Raw genomic sequence first — 14,621 nt, forward strand, 5'->3', positions numbered from 1 at the left:
GGGACGTCAGCGCCCCCTCCGCCGCGCCAGCCGGCGGAACGACCGGGCGCTGCCCGTCGGCGAAGGCAGGCGTCCCGCCGCCGCGTCGTCGAGCAGGGAGCCGACCGTCTCCGTCGCGCAGACGCGGTTGGCGCCGATGCCGCCGGAGGCGCCGCGCTTGATCCAGCCGACGACGTAGGTGCCGGGACGGCCGGTCACCCGGCCCCGGTCGTGGGGCACCGTGCCCGTGGACTCGTCGAACGGGAGCCCGGCGAGCGGCGCCCCCCGGTGGCCCACCGCCCGGAGGGCCAGCCCGGCCGGGATCTCCACCTCGCCCGCCGCGCCGGTGACGCGTACCGCACGGACCGACTCCTCCCCGCACACCTCCGCGGGTGCGGACAGGAAGCGGAACACGATGCGGCGCGGACCGTCCGCCGCCGGAGGCAGCGACCAGTCGACGGCCTCCCGCCGTACGTCCTTCAGCACCGCGGCCTTGTCCCGCTGCGCCGCCGCGTCGACCGCCGCGCCCACGGCCGGGTCGTGGTCGTCGACGACCAGGTCGACGCCGGGCAGGTGCTTCAGGGCGAGCAACTCCGTGCGCGTGTACGCCGCGTGCTCCGGGCCGCGCCGGCCCAGCACCACCACCTCGCGCACCTTGCTGCGCCGCAGTTCCGCCAGCGCGTGCGCGGCGATGGGGGTCCCTTCGAGCGTGGCCGGGTCGGACACCAGCAGGCGTGCGGCGTCCAGGGCGACATTGCCGTTGCCCACCACGACGACCCGGTCCGCCGACAGGCCGAAGGCGTCCGGGGCGACGTCGGGGTGCCCGTTGCACCACGCGACGAACTCGGTCGCGGCGACGCTGCCCGGCCGCTCCTCGCCCGGCACGCCGAGCCGCCGGGCCTCCGGCGCGCCGACGGCGTAGATCACCGCGTCGTGGTGGGCGGCGAGTTCGTCGGCAGTGACACCGCCCTCGCCCACCTCCAGGCCCAGACAGAGCCGCACCCGCGGATGGGCGAGGAAGCGGGCGAAGCTCTCGCCGGCCTTCTTGGTGGACGGGTGGTCGGGCGCCACCCCGTACCGGACCAGACCGCCGGCGACCGGCAGCCGGTCGATCAGGGTCACCTCGGCGGGGGTGTGCAGCAGCAGGTCCCGCGCCGCGTACATCCCCGCCGGGCCCGTGCCCACGACCGCGACCCTGAGCGGTCCGAAGTCCGGCGGCAGCACCCGGTCGAACGACGGCGCGCCCCAGTCGTGGAACACCGGTCCCGGGACGGGCCGTTCGGGCCGGTGCTCCTCGTTCGCGTCGTTCTCGTAGTACGCCGCGTTGATCCGGGCGTACTCCCGCTGTGCTCCGGTCAGCCGCTCGACCGGGAAGATCGCGTCCACCGGGCAGGCGTCCGCGCAGGCGCCGCAGTCGATGCAGCTCTTCGGGTCGATGTGCAGCATCTCCGTGCTGCCGAAGGCGCGTTCCTCCGGCGTCGGATGGATGCAGTTGACCGGGCAGACGGACACACAGGTCGCGTCGTTGCAGCAGGTCTGGGTGATCGCGAAGGCCATGGTCGTCCGCTCCGCCGAGGGCCCGGGGTGGGCAGGATGTACGTGGTCAGATGAGGTGGGCGCGCTTGTAGAAGAAGAGCGCGGGCCGGGTGAGCAGTCCGACGGAGGACAGGAACTCCATCAGTCCCGCACAGCTCGCCCGCACCATCGACTTGTGGTGCTCGTTGGCGCGGGCCTCGCGCAGCGCGCGCTTCTCGTCCAGGCCGGCGTTCGCGTACACCTTGCGGTTCACCATGCTGGTGACGATGACGTACGCGGCGATCGCGATCATCACCGCGTGGATGCGGCGGCGCACGCGCCCCGCGCGGGCGAGGTGCTTCCGCGTCTCCTCGCGCGCGAACATCATGTGCCGCGATTCCTCGACCACATGGATGTTGTTGATGGTGCGGACGAACGGCACGACCCGCTCGTCGCGCATCCAGTCGCGCTGCATGACGTCGAGGACCTCCTCGGCGACGAGGATCGCGGCGTACGCGGCCTCGCCGAAGGCGGTGGTCTTGAACAGCCGTCCCAGCTCGACCGCCACCCGGTCCGGGCGGTAGGCGGGAGCGCCGAGCTTCTTCGCGCCGCGGGCGAACATGATCGAGTGCCGGCACTCGTCGGCGATCTCGGTCAGCGCCCACTGGAACGTCTCGTCCGTGGGGTCCTTGGAGTAGATGTCCCGCAGGATCATCTGCTGGAGGATCATCTCGAACCAGATGCCGGTGCAGGCGACCGACGCCGCCTCCTGCCGCGTCAGCTCCTTGCGCTGCGCGTCGCTCATCTCGTCCCAGTACGCGGTGCCGTAGAGGGTGCTCCACTCCGGGCTGGCGCCGTGGAAGTCCTTGTCCAGCGGGGTGTCCCAGTCGACCTCGGTGAGCGGGTCGTAGGACAGCTGCGCGGACGAGTCGAGCAGCCGACGGGCCACGTCGACGCCGTCGTCCGACGGGTGATCCGGGTGCTGTGCCCGGGAGGTGGTCAGAGCCATGCCGGGGCCTCCTCGAGTCGAGTCCATACGCCATTACCACGGGTAACCGGCCCGCTTGCTGACGAACTGTATAGCAAGACCTTTCGTCTTCCCACCCCTGTGCTCGTCAAGCTCATGTGAAGGCCCGCACGGCGTGTTCACCGTGCGGGCCGGGGTGGGGTGTGACGTGGGGTGCGTCGCTCCGTGACGTGGGGCGCGTGCGCTCAGAGGCCGGTGACCTTGCTGCTCGCCGAGACCTCGTGGACCAGCGTGAGGGTGCGGTGGCCGCCCGGCGGGAGCTTCACGTCCCAGCGGGCGATGCCGTCCGCGTCCACCGAGTCCGGCGCGGGCGAGCACGCCTCCTCCCGCAGACGCACCTCCACCGCCGAGATCTCGGACACCGGGATGCGCTCCCGGACGACGACCACCCGGTCGTCCTGCTCGTCCGGCGCGGAGAACCGCGACAGATGCAGCCGCACGGTCCGGGTGAGCACGGTCCGCTGGGTCAGGCCCGTGGTGTCCCGGGTCTCCTCCGTCTCCCGTACGACCCGGTGGTCGTCCCGGCTGCCGAAGGCCAGCTCGACGGCGGCCCCCGGAGCGGTGAACTCCAGCGTTCCGCGACCGACGAACCCGCTGCCCCGGATCAGGTCCACCGGCCCGGCCAGCAGCGCGTGCCCGGACCGGTTGTCGGCCCGCACCACCTGCGTGACCAGCGGCGACAGCTCCGGCGCGCAGGCGTACTCGCTGCGCGCGGCCGTGGTGAACGACGACACCGGCACGCGGTGCGCGCGCCCGTCGGCCGGCACGGACACCGGGTCGGGGGCGTGCAGCACGCGCACCTCGCCGCCGTCGTCCACCCCCGGCAGCCCCGGCACGGGAGCGGGACCCAGGTCCGCGATCTCCTCCTCCCGCAGGTCCACACGAACGGTGCGGCGCTCCTCGGGGGAGCGGTCCTGCAGCGTCAGCCGGTCCTCGCCGAGCACCGGCGGCTCCGTGGCCGCCGAGGAACGCGCCGTGGACAGCGTCAGCCGCACGCCGGACCAGTCCTCGCCGGTGCGCTGCCAGACCATCGCCTCCGTCTCCAGGGTGAGCGCGTCGCCGGCCAGGGTGGCCCGGTACGCCGGCCGCCACAGCGCGCACGGCGTGAGGTGACTCAGCCGCAGCTCCGCCGTCCCCTCGCCCGAGGCCTCCACGGTCAGCTCGACATGCCCGACCAGCTCGGCGGGCTCCGTCTCCGCGTCGGCGAGGGCCTGCTCGGCCTCGCGCAGCTCGTCGGAGAGGGCCTGCAGCCGCGCCTCCACCTCGCGCAGCTGCTCGGCCTGCCGCTCACGCTCCTCGTCGACGCGGTCCAACTCCCGCGCCCAGCGCTCCCCTTCGGCCTCGCCGAACCCGGCGCCCTCGCCGATCTCCCGCAGCAGGTCGGCGGCGAGCCGGCCCAGCGCGTCCCCGCGCGCCGCCAGCCGGTCCCGGCGCTGCTCCAGCACCGGCCGCTCCTCCTCCAGGGCGGTCACGCGGCGGCGCAGCGGCGAGTCGTCGTCGGCGGGTTCCGGCCCGCGCGGCGTCCACGCGCGCACGATCCGCACGTCGAGCACGGTCGCCGGGAAGCCGGCGGTCAGCTCGGCGTGCAGGGTCCGGTCGACGGCCGGCGCGCCGATCGGGCCGAGCCTCAACTGCTGGGTTCCGGGCCGCAGTTCGAGCGTCGCGGTGCGTTCGACGTGCGCGCGGTCCTCGGTGCAGGTGACGGCGGTGACGGGGAGGGGGACCGGGGCGGTCGGCTCCGATGCCGGTGACGTAGACATGTCTGGGTCAGCTCCTGCGGTTGCCGCCGGTCAGGGCCTTGCCGGCCGGGATCCTGATCTCGTAGCCGCCGTCGAGGGCGACGGTGCCGCCGGCCGGCAGGTCGACCCGCCAGATCCGGGTGCCCGGGGCGTGCCGCTCCCGGTCCGCACGGTCCTCGGGCTCGGCCCAGTCGGCCCGCTCCTCGATCCGTACGTCCGCCTCCGAGGTGACCGGCACACGCTCACGCACCTCGACGCGGACAGCGGCCGGAAGCCGGTTGGCCAGCTCCACATGGACGCGGTGGTCGAGAACGGTCACGTTGTTGCGCAGCCCCGCCGTCGACTCGGTGAGGTGCGTCCGGCGGGTGACGCCGATCGCCTCCGCGGGACCCAGCCCGAGGCGACGGACACCGCCCGGCGCGAGGGTGGGCAGCGCGGCGGTCAGCTGGTACTCCCCGTCGACGCTCACCTCGACCGGCCCGGCCAGCAGCGCCTGATCGGTCGCGTTGGACAGCACCAGCGTCGCGTACACGGTCTGCTCCACCGCCGGCACACACACGTACTCGGTGCGCAGACCCACCGCGATCTCGCCGACCGTGACGGTGTGCCAGGTGCCGTCGGAGGGGATGTCGGCGGGTGCCGCCGCGTCGTAACGGTGGTCGAACGAGCCCGCCGACTCGCGCGGTCGCACGGCGTGCCCGGGCAGCGGCAGAGCGGCGGGCTTCTCGGCGCGCCGTTGGTACTCGGCGGTCACCGGGTCGAAGCCCGCGTCGGGGAAGAGCCGGCCCCGGCGGTCACGCGGCTCATCGGGGCCGCTCAACACGAGTGCCGCGTAGTCGAGTTCGGCGTCGTCGGGCCGGGGCGGGCCCGGGACGGCCGGGGGCTGTGCGTACGGGGCGGCGCCCGTGGACTCCGGGGCGGGCGCGTAGGCCCCGCCGCCCGCGCGGGGTGCGGCGGCCGAACGGGAGCCGGAACCGGGACGGGACCGTGGCCGTCCACGGTCCGGGGCGGGGGCGGAGCCCGGCGTGGCCGGACCGGCGAAGCCCTGAGGAGGCGCGCCGTACGCGGCGCCGGGGGCGGGCAGGGCGGCGGGCGCCGGAGGAGGCGGGGGAGTGGGCGGAGCGGCATGGGCCGCGCCGACCGTGACCGAGGTGTTCTCGACGGGACCGCCCGCGACCCACCCGCCCGCCCTCGCTTCCGCGAAGACGTCGCGTTCCGGCCGGGGACCCGCCGCGTCGTACCCGGCGAACAGGTCGGTCAGCCCCGCCGGGGGCTCGCGCCAGCCGGACGGGGCCGGCGCGGGCTGGCTGCGTCCGATACGGACCGACCGCAGACGGGGCAGATCGGTGCGACGCCGGAGATCGGCCGTGGCGAAAGCGATCCGCACGCCCGTCCAGTCCTCACCGGACCGCTGCGCGACCGAGGCACGCAGCAGCAGCCGCCCGTTGACCTCGCCCTGACGGTGCGTGAGGCGGTACGTCGGCACCCAGACGGCGCCGGGCACCCCGTACTCGGTCTCCACCTCGGCCTCCGCCCCGGCCCCGCCCCGCAGGGTCAGCACCGCCGTGTACGAGGAAGCGACCCCGGACGCCGGGGCGTCGGTGCCCGCGCGGTCCAGCCGGTCGCGCGCCAGATCCATCTCGTGCTCCAGGCGCCGGAGCTGGTCCTCCAGCTCGCGGAGCCCGTCGTGCAGCACGGTCAGGCGCTCGTCGACGAAGCCGGCCAGTTCCAGCCAGGCGTCCACCGGGGTACGGCGATGATGAGGGTCGTCCCGCTTACGGCCGGGCGGCACCGGACGCAGCGCGGCGACCTCCTCGATGCGCTTCAGTCGCCGGTCGCGTCGGGCGTCGACCGCCTGGTACGCCTCGGCCAGCCGGTCGACCTCGCGCCGCGCCTCGGCGACGGCCTCCGGGGCCACCGGCTCCGCGTCGACCTCCGCCCGAGCCTCGGTGACCCGCACACCCGGTGCGCCGAGGACGCGGGCGCGCAGCGAGTGGGGGTCGAGCGAGCGCGGCAGTCCGGGCACCCTGACCTGTCCGTCAGCCGGGACCGTGCCCCGGGCGACGCGACGGCACAGGGCGCCCTGCGCGTACACCGTCACCGATTCCAGTGCCGAGTCCCACCTCGGTGCCGTCCCAGCCGTCATGTGCTCCCCCGCGCAGCCGTGTTCGTCCTCGGGGCAGCCTACGCGGAGACGGGCCGGTGGGGATCACCAGATCAGGCACCAGTACCGGCCGTGGTGCCCGATCCCGATCCGGCTCTCGTGCGGCACCAGGGCGGGGTCGGGCCGGCCCACCGCCGACATGGTGCAGGCGGGGTCACCGACGGTGCCGGAGGCGGACATGCGGCGGGCGGCGTCGGTGGCCGCGGGGGAGGTGGACCAGGTGGTGGTGGGGGTGTCGGGCTGTTTGGGGGTGGGGGAGGGCCGTGGCCCGGTGGTGGGCCCCTTGGTCGGCTTCGCGGTGGGGCTCGAGGTGGGCTTCGCGGTCGGCGCCTTCGTCGCGGGCTTGGCCGTCTCGGCGGGCGGTTGCGCGGTGGGGGTGACCGGCGGTTGTGCTGGGGGTACGCGCGTCCCGGTCGTCGGCGGCGGAGGGATACGCGGTCCGGGTGTCGTTCCCGCGGTCGGGGTCAGGCGGGCCGTGGGCGCCGCCGGCTCAGGGGCGCCCGTCCGGGGCGGGACCGCGGGCGCCGCCGACCGGGCGGGCGTCCTGGGCCCCTCCGGCGCACCCGTGCCGGTGTCGGTCCCCGTTCCCGCCCCGCCCGTCGAGGTGGGCGGCGGAGGCACGAGCCCCGGCGGCCGGCTGGGCGGCGCGACCCCGGACGTGCCCGCCACCCGCGGAGGTCCGGTGGCCGCCCCGCCGTCCGGCACGGCCGGCCCGGTCCCGGCGCCCTGGTCCGGTACGGCCGCTCCGGTCCCGGCGCCCTGGTCCGGTACGGCCGCTCCGGTCCCGGCGCCCTGGTCCGGCACGCCCGGCGGCTGCGTCCGCCCCTGCCCGGGCGGTGACGTCGGCCTCGCCGGACCGCCGCTCGGCCGGCCCGCCCCGCCGGGACGGGACGCGGTCGGCACGGGAGCACCGGTCCCGCCGGTGCCGGCCGGCCCCGGCGACGTCGTCTCGGCGGTCGGTGTCGGCAGCGGGCCCAGCGTCGGCAGCGACAGGTCGTTCGAGGCGGACGGCCTGGGGCTCGGTGTGCCGTCGTCCTGCGCCACCCACACCCACACGCCGACGCCGCCCAGGACCAGCGCGGCGGCGCCGCCGGCGATCCATGGGGCGCGCCGGGGCGGGCGACGGTGACGATTCATGGTCACCACTGTCCTATGCACCCCGGCGGGCCGCCTGTCGCATGGTCCGGCTGCCCTGCCGCCCGTCCGCCCAGTGCGCTCGTACGGGTGACGGACACCGCCGACCGGCCGTGCCGCCCCGGCCGTACGGAGAACCCCGTTCCCTTACCTCCGAGGTCATCGACCCGGCCCCCTGCCCGGTGCCACGATCACCGCGTACGAACGACCGACGCACCGTGGAGGACACCATGACCGCGTACGCCATCGCCAGTCTCCGGCCGGCCGCACCGCACCCCGACATCGCGGAGTACATGGAGCGCATCCCCGCGACGCTGGAACCGTTCGGCGGCCGCTTCCTGGTGCACGTCACGCGTCACGAGGTGAAGGAGGGCACCTGGCCCGGAGATGTGGTGGTGATCGCCTTCCCCGGGATCACCGAGGCACGGGACTGGTGGGACTCGCCCGCCTACCGGGAGATCGCACCGCTGCGCTCCCGGCACATCGAGGGCGACATCATCCTGATCGACGGTGTCCCCGACGGCTACGACCCCGCCGTCACGGCGGCGGCGCTGCGCAAGGAACTCGACGCCGCCGCCGACCGACCGCTGGGCACCCCCGACGCGTCCGGTTACGGTGGAGATGTCCCCTTCGCTCGGGGCGTCGCCCCGGAGTATCCGGGAGAGAGACCATGAGTAATCAGTTCGAGGTCGTCGTGGACGTCGACCGGCCCATCGAGGACGTCTTCGCCTACCTCGCCGACGGCCGGAACGACCCCGAGTTCAGCCCCCGCGTCCTGACGATGGAGAAGAGCCCCGACGGCGACACCCATGTGGGCACGGTGTTCCACAGCACGGTGAAGGACGCCGGGATGCGCTCCCAACGGGACTTCGAGGTCTACGAGTTGACCGCACCCACCCGTATGCGCTGGCACGAGGTGTCGCACAACTCCATCACCGCCGAGGAGGGCGGGTACGACCTCGAACCCACACCCGACGGCGGCACCAGGGTGCGCCTGTACAACAAGCTCGAAGGACACGGCGTGGGCAAGGTGCTGCTGCCGCTCGCGGCGGGCGCGGCCCGCAGGGACGCCCCCGCCTTCGGCCGCCGTATCAAGGAGGCAGTCGAGTCGTCGGCCTGACGTACGTGCGAGGTCGCACCAGTCGGCTGACGCAGACCCGTGCGGACCTCGCGCGAGGATCAGGAGACCAGCACCCAGACCGCCATCATCAGCAGGAAGACGCCCACGGCCAGCGCCGGAAGTCCCAGGATCGCCGTCATCACACCCCAGTGCGTCCGTCCGCGCGGAGCCTCCGCGCCGCCTGTCCCTGCCACGTCACTCTGTGTCGCGCTCACGAACTCACCTTCCGGTCAAGGGAATGACAGGGAGGCTAGACCATGACGCGCTCACCGGTGGCGGACATCGCGTCCCCCGACCGGCGTAGCGACTCGGCGGCCGGCGTGCCGTCAGGGCTCCGGGTGGCATAACAGTGGCCCTATGACATCAAGACATACCGCCCCTCAGGGCACCGAGCGCCGTGCCTCCGGAGTGCGGGTCAGGGCCGCTGTGATGGCCCTGGCCGCCGCGACCGCCCTCGGCACGACCACGACCGAGGCGGCGGCGTCGTCCTCGGCCCGCCCCACGACCGACTGGGACGCCATCGCCCAGTGCGAGTCGGGCGGCAACTGGAAGGCCAACACCGGCAACGGCCACTACGGCGGACTCCAGTTCTCGCAGTCGAGCTGGGCCGCGGCCGGCGGGCTCACGTACGCGCCGCGGGCAGACCTCGCGACACGCAAGGAGCAGATCGCGGTGGCGAAGCGCCTCGCCCAGCTCCAGGGCATGTCCGCGTGGGCGTGCGCGTACGCGGGGCGCTAGCGCCGCGGGTGCGTCGAACTCACGCGGTGCGTGATGTCCGCGCGGTGCGCTGCCTGCACGTCACGCGTTACGTCCATGCCACGCGTTACGTCCACGTGGTGCGCTTCGTCCACGTCAGGCGTTACGTCCACGCGGTGCGCTACGTCCACGCCATGCGCTACGTCCACGCGGTGCGCTACGTCCACGCCACGCGCTACGTCCACGCGGCGCGTCACGTCCGCGAGGCGCGCGCCGGCTGACCGGAGCGCGCCGTCACAGGACGTCCCGCTCCGCACGTCACGCGCCCGGAACCGGGCCACCTGCCGCCGGCGGATACTCCGGCGCGGGCTGCTGGAGCGGCTGCTGCCGCCCCATCGCCTTGTCGTTCTGAGCCGCCGTCAGTCTGCGGACGAACAACAGGGCCAGCACCGCGGACACGATGTCGAGGACCGACCCCGCCATCAGCCACCCCGCGGCGTCGTGGATCGCCTGCGGGTCGCTCGCTTCGCCGTACCGGTCCGTGGTGAGCCGGCCGAAGAGGTTCGACACGATCCACATGCCCCACCAGGCGTTGAGCAGGCCCTGGTGCCGTACCTCGGACGCGTAGGGGTCCGGCTGGCTGGCGCGCAGGACGTCCTTGGCGATGCCGTGCGGGATGACCAGGTTGGCGAACGGGATGAACCAGCCGCCGATCGCCCAGCCCGGCGTGCGGCGCTGCACGTCCGGCGCGAACACCTCCGCGTTGTGACGCACCCGGTGGAACCAGATGACGAACAGCGTCGCCGTGCCGAGCATGCCGAGCATGTACATCCCGCTGGTCGCGACGACCGCCCAGTCCGCCCGGTCGACCGCGCCCAGATCGACGTCGCCCGAGCCGGACACCACGTCCCCCATCACCGACCTCATGTTCGCCGCCGCGCCGAAGCCCAGCACGTCGGCGACGATCATGAAGGCGAGCAGCGCGGTCACGGCGTGCGCGAGACCGATCGGTGAGCGCAGCACGGGAAGCGGGCCGAGCATCGGGCGCTTGGGCAAGGACGGATGAGTCATGGGACCCCCCTGAGAAGTGCGGTGGAAATGCGGCGCGCTCTCCCCAGGAACGCCGCGAGACGATCACAACCGAGTGATCGGCTTCCGGACCCTACCCCACGACCGGTACTGCGTGTCCATGACTATTACCTCCTGACCACAGGAAACGCCCGTCACGGAAGGCACGCCGGACCATGCACACGCACGACGTCGACGAAGAACTCGTGGCGGCCGCGACCGAGGTCGCCCGGACCCGCTGCCGGGGCGACAACCACACCGTGGCCGCGGCGGCCCGCGCCGCGGACGGGCGGATCGTCACCGGGGTGAACGCCTACCACTTCACCGGCGGCCCGTGCGCCGAACTGGTCGTCCTCGGCACGGCAGCCGCCCAGGGCGCCCACGACCTGGCGACCATCGTCGCCGTGGGGGACCGCGACCGCGGAGTGATCTCCCCGTGCGGCCGCTGCCGCCAGGCCCTCCTCGACTACTTCCCGGCCCTTCAGGTCATCGTCCCCACCCCCGACGGCCTCCGCGCGGTGCCCGTCACCGCCCTCCTCCCGCACACCTACGTCTGGGCGGACCACCAGCTCGACACGTCGTCGTGGTCCGAAGGGCCCGTCATGCGTCCCTCGCATGATTCATGAGGATGAGGCACTAAAGTACGCACCATGCGTATGAGTCTCGAGGAACAGGTGCGGTCCGCCGTGGCGGCGCTTCTGCACGCGGCGGGGGAGTCGCAGACGGCCCTCGCCGCCGCCCTGGGAGTGAGCCAGGCGCAGGTGAGCCGCCGCCAGGCGGGCACCGCCGCGTGGAGCCTCGCCGACTGCGATGCGGTCGCCGCGCACTTCGGCATCGGCACCCTCGACCTCCTGGCCGGGCCCACCGCGGCCACCCAGGCGCTGCCGCCCGAGCGCCGCCGCTCCGCGGACCGTGCCTCCGGTCGCGTGCGCCGTACCGCGCCGGTCCGGGAGGCGAGCGGACGATGACGGACTTCGAGGCGATCGACGCCCTGCTCGACTCCGCTCGGCAGGAGGTGCCCCTCCCGCCGGCCGAGGAGCGCCGCGCCCTGCGCGAAGGGCTCAACCTGTCGCGCACCCAGGTCGCCCAGGCCCTCGGCGTCAGTCCCTCCACGGTCGGCGGCTGGGAGGCGGGCCGCGAACCCGCGGGCGAGGTACGGGAGCGGTACGCCTACTTCCTCGACGGGGCCCGTAAGAAGCTGGCCGACGCGACCACCACGGCGGACGCACCGGAGCAGCCGGTTTCCGACCCCGGGGAAGCCCACGCACCGACCCCTGCTCCCGCCGCCGACGCGGACGACGATGTCGACACCCTCCCCGTCCCCCAGCCGTGCGTGCTCTGCGGACAGCCCGCCGTCCACCAAGTCGCGGGTTTCGCCCAGCACTTGGACCCGGAGGGCTGCGGTACCCAGCCGTCCGCCACGCAGCCGCCGTCCCCTGAGACTCCGGGCAGCACCCCAACCACCCACCGCCTGACCGGCGGTGGAGTGAAGGTCGTACCCGCCGGCCGACGTCTGAAGACCGCCGATGCCCCCGACCTGATCGGCCGCGCCGTCGCCGCCGCCCTGGAGGCGCACGCGGGGGACGTCGCCGCCGCGACCGCCGCGCTGGTGAAGCGGGCGATCCCGGACGCGATGGCCCTGCTGGACGAGACCCGCAAGGGCGGCCGTTACGACGTGATCGCGCACCCGTGGCTGCCGGACGTCCTCCGCAAGCAGTCCGCGCGCGGTCCCGACCAGATCTGGGAGGCCCGCCCCCGCTGGACCCGGCCCGAACTCCCGCCCGGGCAGCACGAGGTGACCGCGCTCGACATCAACGGCGCCTACCTGTCCGCCCTCAAGACGCATCTGCCGATCGGCCAGCTGGAACACTCCACCGGCGGCCGGCACGACCGTCGCCGCGCCGGGGTGCACCTGATCACCTCGCCCGCCTGGGAGCACGACGCTGTCCTGCCCAACCCGATCGGCAGCCGCGACGAACCGGGCCCGCTGTGGGTGACCGAGCCGACCCTGCGGCTGCTGCTGCGCCTCTCCGGCCCCAAGTACGGGCTGTGCGACCCGCCGGAGATCCACGAGTCGTGGACGTCCGGAGCGACCGAGAACCTGCTGGAGAAGTTCCGCACCGCGCTCAGGGACGCGCGCGACCGGGCGATCGCCGAGGACGACGAGGTGACCCTGGAGTACGTGAAGGCGATGTACTCCAAGTTCGTCTCGACGATGGGGGAGTCGAACTACAACCGGGAGCTGTACCGCACCGACTGGATGCACATCATCCGCTCCCAGGCGTTCGTCAACCTGTGGTGGAAGGCCCACCGCGCCTACGACGAGGGCCTGATGGTCGTCCGCGCCATGGGCACCGACGAGCTGCACGTCACCGGCGACTGGCGTGCGGTGTTCCCGGAGGGCCGAGGTGTCACCGAGGTGAAGGTCAAGGACGTCTACACGGTCGGCGACCCGGACCCGGCGGAGGCGGGAGACGGGGACGACTAACTACCTGTCCCTCCCAACCGTCTCCGCACCCACTCCACTTCAGGATCGACCCGCGCCAGCCCGTCCGGCAGGACCACCGTCGGCACCGTCTCGTTCCCGTCCGCGATCGCCCGTACCGCCGCCGCTGCCGCCGGGTCGCGCCAGATGTCGACCCAGTGGGCGCGGCGCGCGTCCCGGCCCAGACCGAGGCGCAGGCTCCTGCAGTAACGGCATCCCGGTCGCCAGTAGATCACCGGACGCCCGTCCGCCGCGCTGCGGCGCCGGGCCTCCTCCGAGCCGACGGAGGCGGGGAAGACCAGCGGCGAGTTCACCATCGCGAAGCCCACGAACGCGAGCAGGATCACGACCCCCGCGACGGTGTTCCCGTCCGCGAGCAACCCCGCCGCGCCCAGCACCCCGGCCGCGGTGAGCAGCGCCGGCAGCACCCAGCCCCGTATCACCGCGCGCCCCTACGACGACTCGCGGACGACCAGCTCCGTGGGCAGGGTGATCTGCTGCCGGGGCCCGTCGTTCAGGGTGATGTCGGTGAGGATGCGGGCCATCGTGCGGCCCAGCTCCTCCACCCGCTGGCGCACCGTCGTCAGCGGAGGGTTGGTGTGCCGGGCGAGCACCGAGTCCTCGAAGCCGACCACGGCCACGTCGCCCGGCACGCTCCGCTTCCGGCGGCGCAATTCGGCCAGCGCGCCGACCGCCATGAGATCCGACGCGGCGAACACGGCGTCCAGATCCGGCGTGCGTTCAAGAAGCAAACGCATGGCGCGGCCGCCGCTGTCCTCGGTGAAGTCGCCCGCCTCGATCAGCGCCTCGTCCACCGGAACGCCCGCTTCCCTGTGCGCCGTGTGCCACCCCGCGAGGCGCGCGCGGCCGACGTCCATGTCCTGCGGGCCGGTGATCGTCGCGATCCGCCTCCGCCCGCGGCCCAGCAGATGCCGTACGGCCTCGGCGGCGCCGCCCGCGTTGTCGGAGTTGACGTAGCTCAGCTGCTCGCCCGCGTCGCGGCGGCCGGCGAGGACGATGGGCAGGCCCATCTCCTCGAGCGTGCGGGGCAGCCGGTCCTCGGAGTGCACGGAGACCAGCAGCACGCCGTCCACCCGGCGGGTGGCCACCGACTCGGTGAGCTGGTCGCGTTCGGCCTGGTCACGCACCAGCATCAGCTGCAGTTGCGTGCCGCTCTCGGCGAGCGCGCCGCTCACCCCGCGGATCAGCGCGGCGAAGAACGGCTCCGAGCCGAGCCGGCTCTCCGACTCGGGGATCACCAGGGCCACCGCGTTGGTGCGGTTGGTGACCAGACCGCGGGCGACCGAGTTGGGGACGTAGTTCAGTTCTTTGATCGCCGCCAGGACCCGCGCCCGGGCGTCGGCGCTCACCAGGTCGGAGCCGTTGACGACGCGGGAGACCGTGGTGCGACCCACGCCGGCGCGGGCGGCGACGGTCTTGATCGTGGGACGGCGGTTGCCCGTCATGCACTCCCCCCTCTGCGGCCGCGGCGGCGTTCTCTGCCGCGGAGGTGACCTGCGGCAATTCTTGCAGACGCCGGGGACGGCACAGCACCCCCAGGGTCCGGAAGGCGAACGGAAGGCCCGCTTCCCTTCCAGAAGTTGCTTTCAAGTTATTGACAGATTGCGTCGCTGCTACAAGTCTTCGTGGGGCAGTGGGAACGTGCCCACCCAGAGTTGGGCACGTTCCCATCT

General features: G+C 73.7%; 16 protein-coding genes. 7 read left to right on the plus strand and 9 right to left on the minus strand.

The window, feature by feature from the left end; all coding sequences use genetic code 11:
* Positions 1-6: 6 nt before the first annotated feature.
* The 5 genes from ACQY0Z_RS30170 to ACQY0Z_RS30190 all read right to left on the minus strand — a co-directional run bounded on the left by ACQY0Z_RS30170 (position 7) and on the right by ACQY0Z_RS30190 (position 7,561).
* Positions 7-1,536, minus strand: coding sequence for an FAD-dependent oxidoreductase (locus tag ACQY0Z_RS30170; protein WP_439813124.1), 1,530 nt, complete (start codon positions 1,534-1,536; stop codon positions 7-9).
* Between the two features lie 46 nt (positions 1,537-1,582).
* Positions 1,583-2,503: an AurF N-oxygenase family protein gene (locus tag ACQY0Z_RS30175; RefSeq protein ID WP_189900696.1), complete on the minus strand. Its 921-nt coding sequence runs from the start codon at positions 2,501-2,503 to the stop codon at positions 1,583-1,585.
* Positions 2,504-2,706: 203 nt separating this feature from the next.
* The gene (locus ACQY0Z_RS30180; protein WP_347224722.1) at positions 2,707-4,281 is read right to left on the minus strand and encodes a mucoidy inhibitor MuiA family protein; all 1,575 of its coding nucleotides are present in this window, start codon (positions 4,279-4,281) and stop codon (positions 2,707-2,709) included.
* A gap of 7 nt (positions 4,282-4,288) precedes the next feature.
* Complete coding sequence (locus ACQY0Z_RS30185) at positions 4,289-6,406, minus strand: DUF4139 domain-containing protein (protein ID WP_347224721.1); 2,118 nt, start codon at positions 6,404-6,406, stop codon at positions 4,289-4,291.
* A gap of 63 nt (positions 6,407-6,469) precedes the next feature.
* Positions 6,470-7,561: a hypothetical protein gene (locus ACQY0Z_RS30190; RefSeq protein ID WP_439813125.1), complete on the minus strand. Its 1,092-nt coding sequence runs from the start codon at positions 7,559-7,561 to the stop codon at positions 6,470-6,472.
* A 227-nt stretch (positions 7,562-7,788) separates the two neighbouring features.
* Here ACQY0Z_RS30190 and ACQY0Z_RS30195 point away from each other — a divergent pair, with 227 nt between their 5' ends.
* The gene (locus tag ACQY0Z_RS30195) at positions 7,789-8,232 is read left to right on the plus strand and encodes a DUF1330 domain-containing protein (RefSeq protein WP_254588223.1); all 444 of its coding nucleotides are present in this window, start codon (positions 7,789-7,791) and stop codon (positions 8,230-8,232) included.
* A complete protein-coding gene (locus ACQY0Z_RS30200; protein WP_439813126.1) occupies positions 8,229-8,678 on the plus strand; it encodes an SRPBCC family protein in 450 nt (149 codons plus the stop codon). Before ACQY0Z_RS30195 ends, ACQY0Z_RS30200 begins: the two co-directional genes overlap by 4 nt.
* Before the next feature lie 59 nt (positions 8,679-8,737).
* Here ACQY0Z_RS30200 and ACQY0Z_RS30205 read toward each other — a convergent pair whose 3' ends face one another.
* Positions 8,738-8,893, minus strand: coding sequence for a hypothetical protein (locus ACQY0Z_RS30205; protein WP_189900705.1), 156 nt, complete (start codon positions 8,891-8,893; stop codon positions 8,738-8,740).
* 214 nt (positions 8,894-9,107) lie between these two features.
* Between ACQY0Z_RS30205 and ACQY0Z_RS30210 the strand changes: the two genes are divergently transcribed.
* Together ACQY0Z_RS30210 and ACQY0Z_RS30215 are read left to right on the plus strand one after the other, a co-directional pair.
* Positions 9,108-9,416 carry a transglycosylase family protein gene (locus tag ACQY0Z_RS30210; RefSeq protein ID WP_381728835.1) on the plus strand — a complete coding sequence of 103 codons (309 nt, stop codon included), beginning with the start codon at positions 9,108-9,110 and terminating at the stop codon, positions 9,414-9,416.
* A gap of 26 nt (positions 9,417-9,442) precedes the next feature.
* Positions 9,443-9,655, plus strand: a complete 213-nt coding sequence (locus ACQY0Z_RS30215) for a hypothetical protein (protein ID WP_189900709.1) — start codon at positions 9,443-9,445, stop codon at positions 9,653-9,655.
* A 37-nt stretch (positions 9,656-9,692) separates the two neighbouring features.
* On the opposite strand, the gene ACQY0Z_RS30220 is transcribed toward ACQY0Z_RS30215, so the two are convergent.
* Entirely contained in the window at positions 9,693-10,445 is a 753-nt protein-coding gene (locus tag ACQY0Z_RS30220) for a DUF4328 domain-containing protein (RefSeq protein ID WP_254588221.1), read from the minus strand.
* 173 nt (positions 10,446-10,618) lie between these two features.
* Between ACQY0Z_RS30220 and ACQY0Z_RS30225 the strand changes: the two genes are divergently transcribed.
* From ACQY0Z_RS30225 to ACQY0Z_RS30235, 3 genes are read left to right on the plus strand one after another with little or no spacing between them, the layout of a single operon-like run.
* A complete protein-coding gene (locus ACQY0Z_RS30225) occupies positions 10,619-11,068 on the plus strand; it encodes a cytidine deaminase (RefSeq protein WP_254588220.1) in 450 nt (149 codons plus the stop codon).
* Between the two features lie 24 nt (positions 11,069-11,092).
* Complete coding sequence (locus tag ACQY0Z_RS30230) at positions 11,093-11,410, plus strand: helix-turn-helix domain-containing protein (protein WP_254588219.1); 318 nt, start codon at positions 11,093-11,095, stop codon at positions 11,408-11,410.
* Entirely contained in the window at positions 11,407-12,930 is a 1,524-nt protein-coding gene (locus ACQY0Z_RS30235; protein ID WP_439813127.1) for a helix-turn-helix domain-containing protein, read from the plus strand. Before ACQY0Z_RS30230 ends, ACQY0Z_RS30235 begins: the two co-directional genes overlap by 4 nt.
* On the opposite strand, the gene ACQY0Z_RS30240 is transcribed toward ACQY0Z_RS30235, so the two are convergent.
* Together ACQY0Z_RS30240 and ACQY0Z_RS30245 are read right to left on the minus strand one after the other, a co-directional pair.
* Complete coding sequence (locus tag ACQY0Z_RS30240; protein WP_189900717.1) at positions 12,927-13,370, minus strand: glutaredoxin domain-containing protein; 444 nt, start codon at positions 13,368-13,370, stop codon at positions 12,927-12,929. The two genes, ACQY0Z_RS30235 and ACQY0Z_RS30240, sit on opposite strands and share 4 nt — an antisense overlap.
* A gap of 9 nt (positions 13,371-13,379) precedes the next feature.
* A complete protein-coding gene (locus tag ACQY0Z_RS30245) occupies positions 13,380-14,393 on the minus strand; it encodes a LacI family DNA-binding transcriptional regulator (protein ID WP_189900719.1) in 1,014 nt (337 codons plus the stop codon).
* Positions 14,394-14,621 lie beyond the last annotated feature (228 nt).

Source organism: Streptomyces sp. P9-2 (genome assembly GCF_051903975.1).
Taxonomy (GTDB): domain Bacteria; phylum Actinomycetota; class Actinomycetes; order Streptomycetales; family Streptomycetaceae; genus Streptomyces; species Streptomyces cellulosae.

Coding starts and splice junctions, on each gene's coding strand:
- ACQY0Z_RS30170 (WP_439813124.1), bottom strand. CDS start 1,536: ATGGCCTTCGCGATCACCCAGACCTGCTGCAACGACGCGACCTGTGTG.
- ACQY0Z_RS30175 (WP_189900696.1), bottom strand. CDS start 2,503: ATGGCTCTGACCACCTCCCGGGCACAGCACCCGGATCACCCGTCGGAC.
- ACQY0Z_RS30180 (WP_347224722.1), bottom strand. CDS start 4,281: ATGTCTACGTCACCGGCATCGGAGCCGACCGCCCCGGTCCCCCTCCCC.
- ACQY0Z_RS30185 (WP_347224721.1), bottom strand. CDS start 6,406: ATGACGGCTGGGACGGCACCGAGGTGGGACTCGGCACTGGAATCGGTG.
- ACQY0Z_RS30190 (WP_439813125.1), bottom strand. CDS start 7,561: ATGAATCGTCACCGTCGCCCGCCCCGGCGCGCCCCATGGATCGCCGGC.
- ACQY0Z_RS30195 (WP_254588223.1), top strand. CDS start 7,789: ATGACCGCGTACGCCATCGCCAGTCTCCGGCCGGCCGCACCGCACCCC.
- ACQY0Z_RS30200 (WP_439813126.1), top strand. CDS start 8,229: ATGAGTAATCAGTTCGAGGTCGTCGTGGACGTCGACCGGCCCATCGAG.
- ACQY0Z_RS30210 (WP_381728835.1), top strand. CDS start 9,108: ATGGCCCTGGCCGCCGCGACCGCCCTCGGCACGACCACGACCGAGGCG.
- ACQY0Z_RS30220 (WP_254588221.1), bottom strand. CDS start 10,445: ATGACTCATCCGTCCTTGCCCAAGCGCCCGATGCTCGGCCCGCTTCCC.
- ACQY0Z_RS30225 (WP_254588220.1), top strand. CDS start 10,619: ATGCACACGCACGACGTCGACGAAGAACTCGTGGCGGCCGCGACCGAG.
- ACQY0Z_RS30230 (WP_254588219.1), top strand. CDS start 11,093: ATGCGTATGAGTCTCGAGGAACAGGTGCGGTCCGCCGTGGCGGCGCTT.
- ACQY0Z_RS30235 (WP_439813127.1), top strand. CDS start 11,407: ATGACGGACTTCGAGGCGATCGACGCCCTGCTCGACTCCGCTCGGCAG.
- ACQY0Z_RS30245 (WP_189900719.1), bottom strand. CDS start 14,393: ATGACGGGCAACCGCCGTCCCACGATCAAGACCGTCGCCGCCCGCGCC.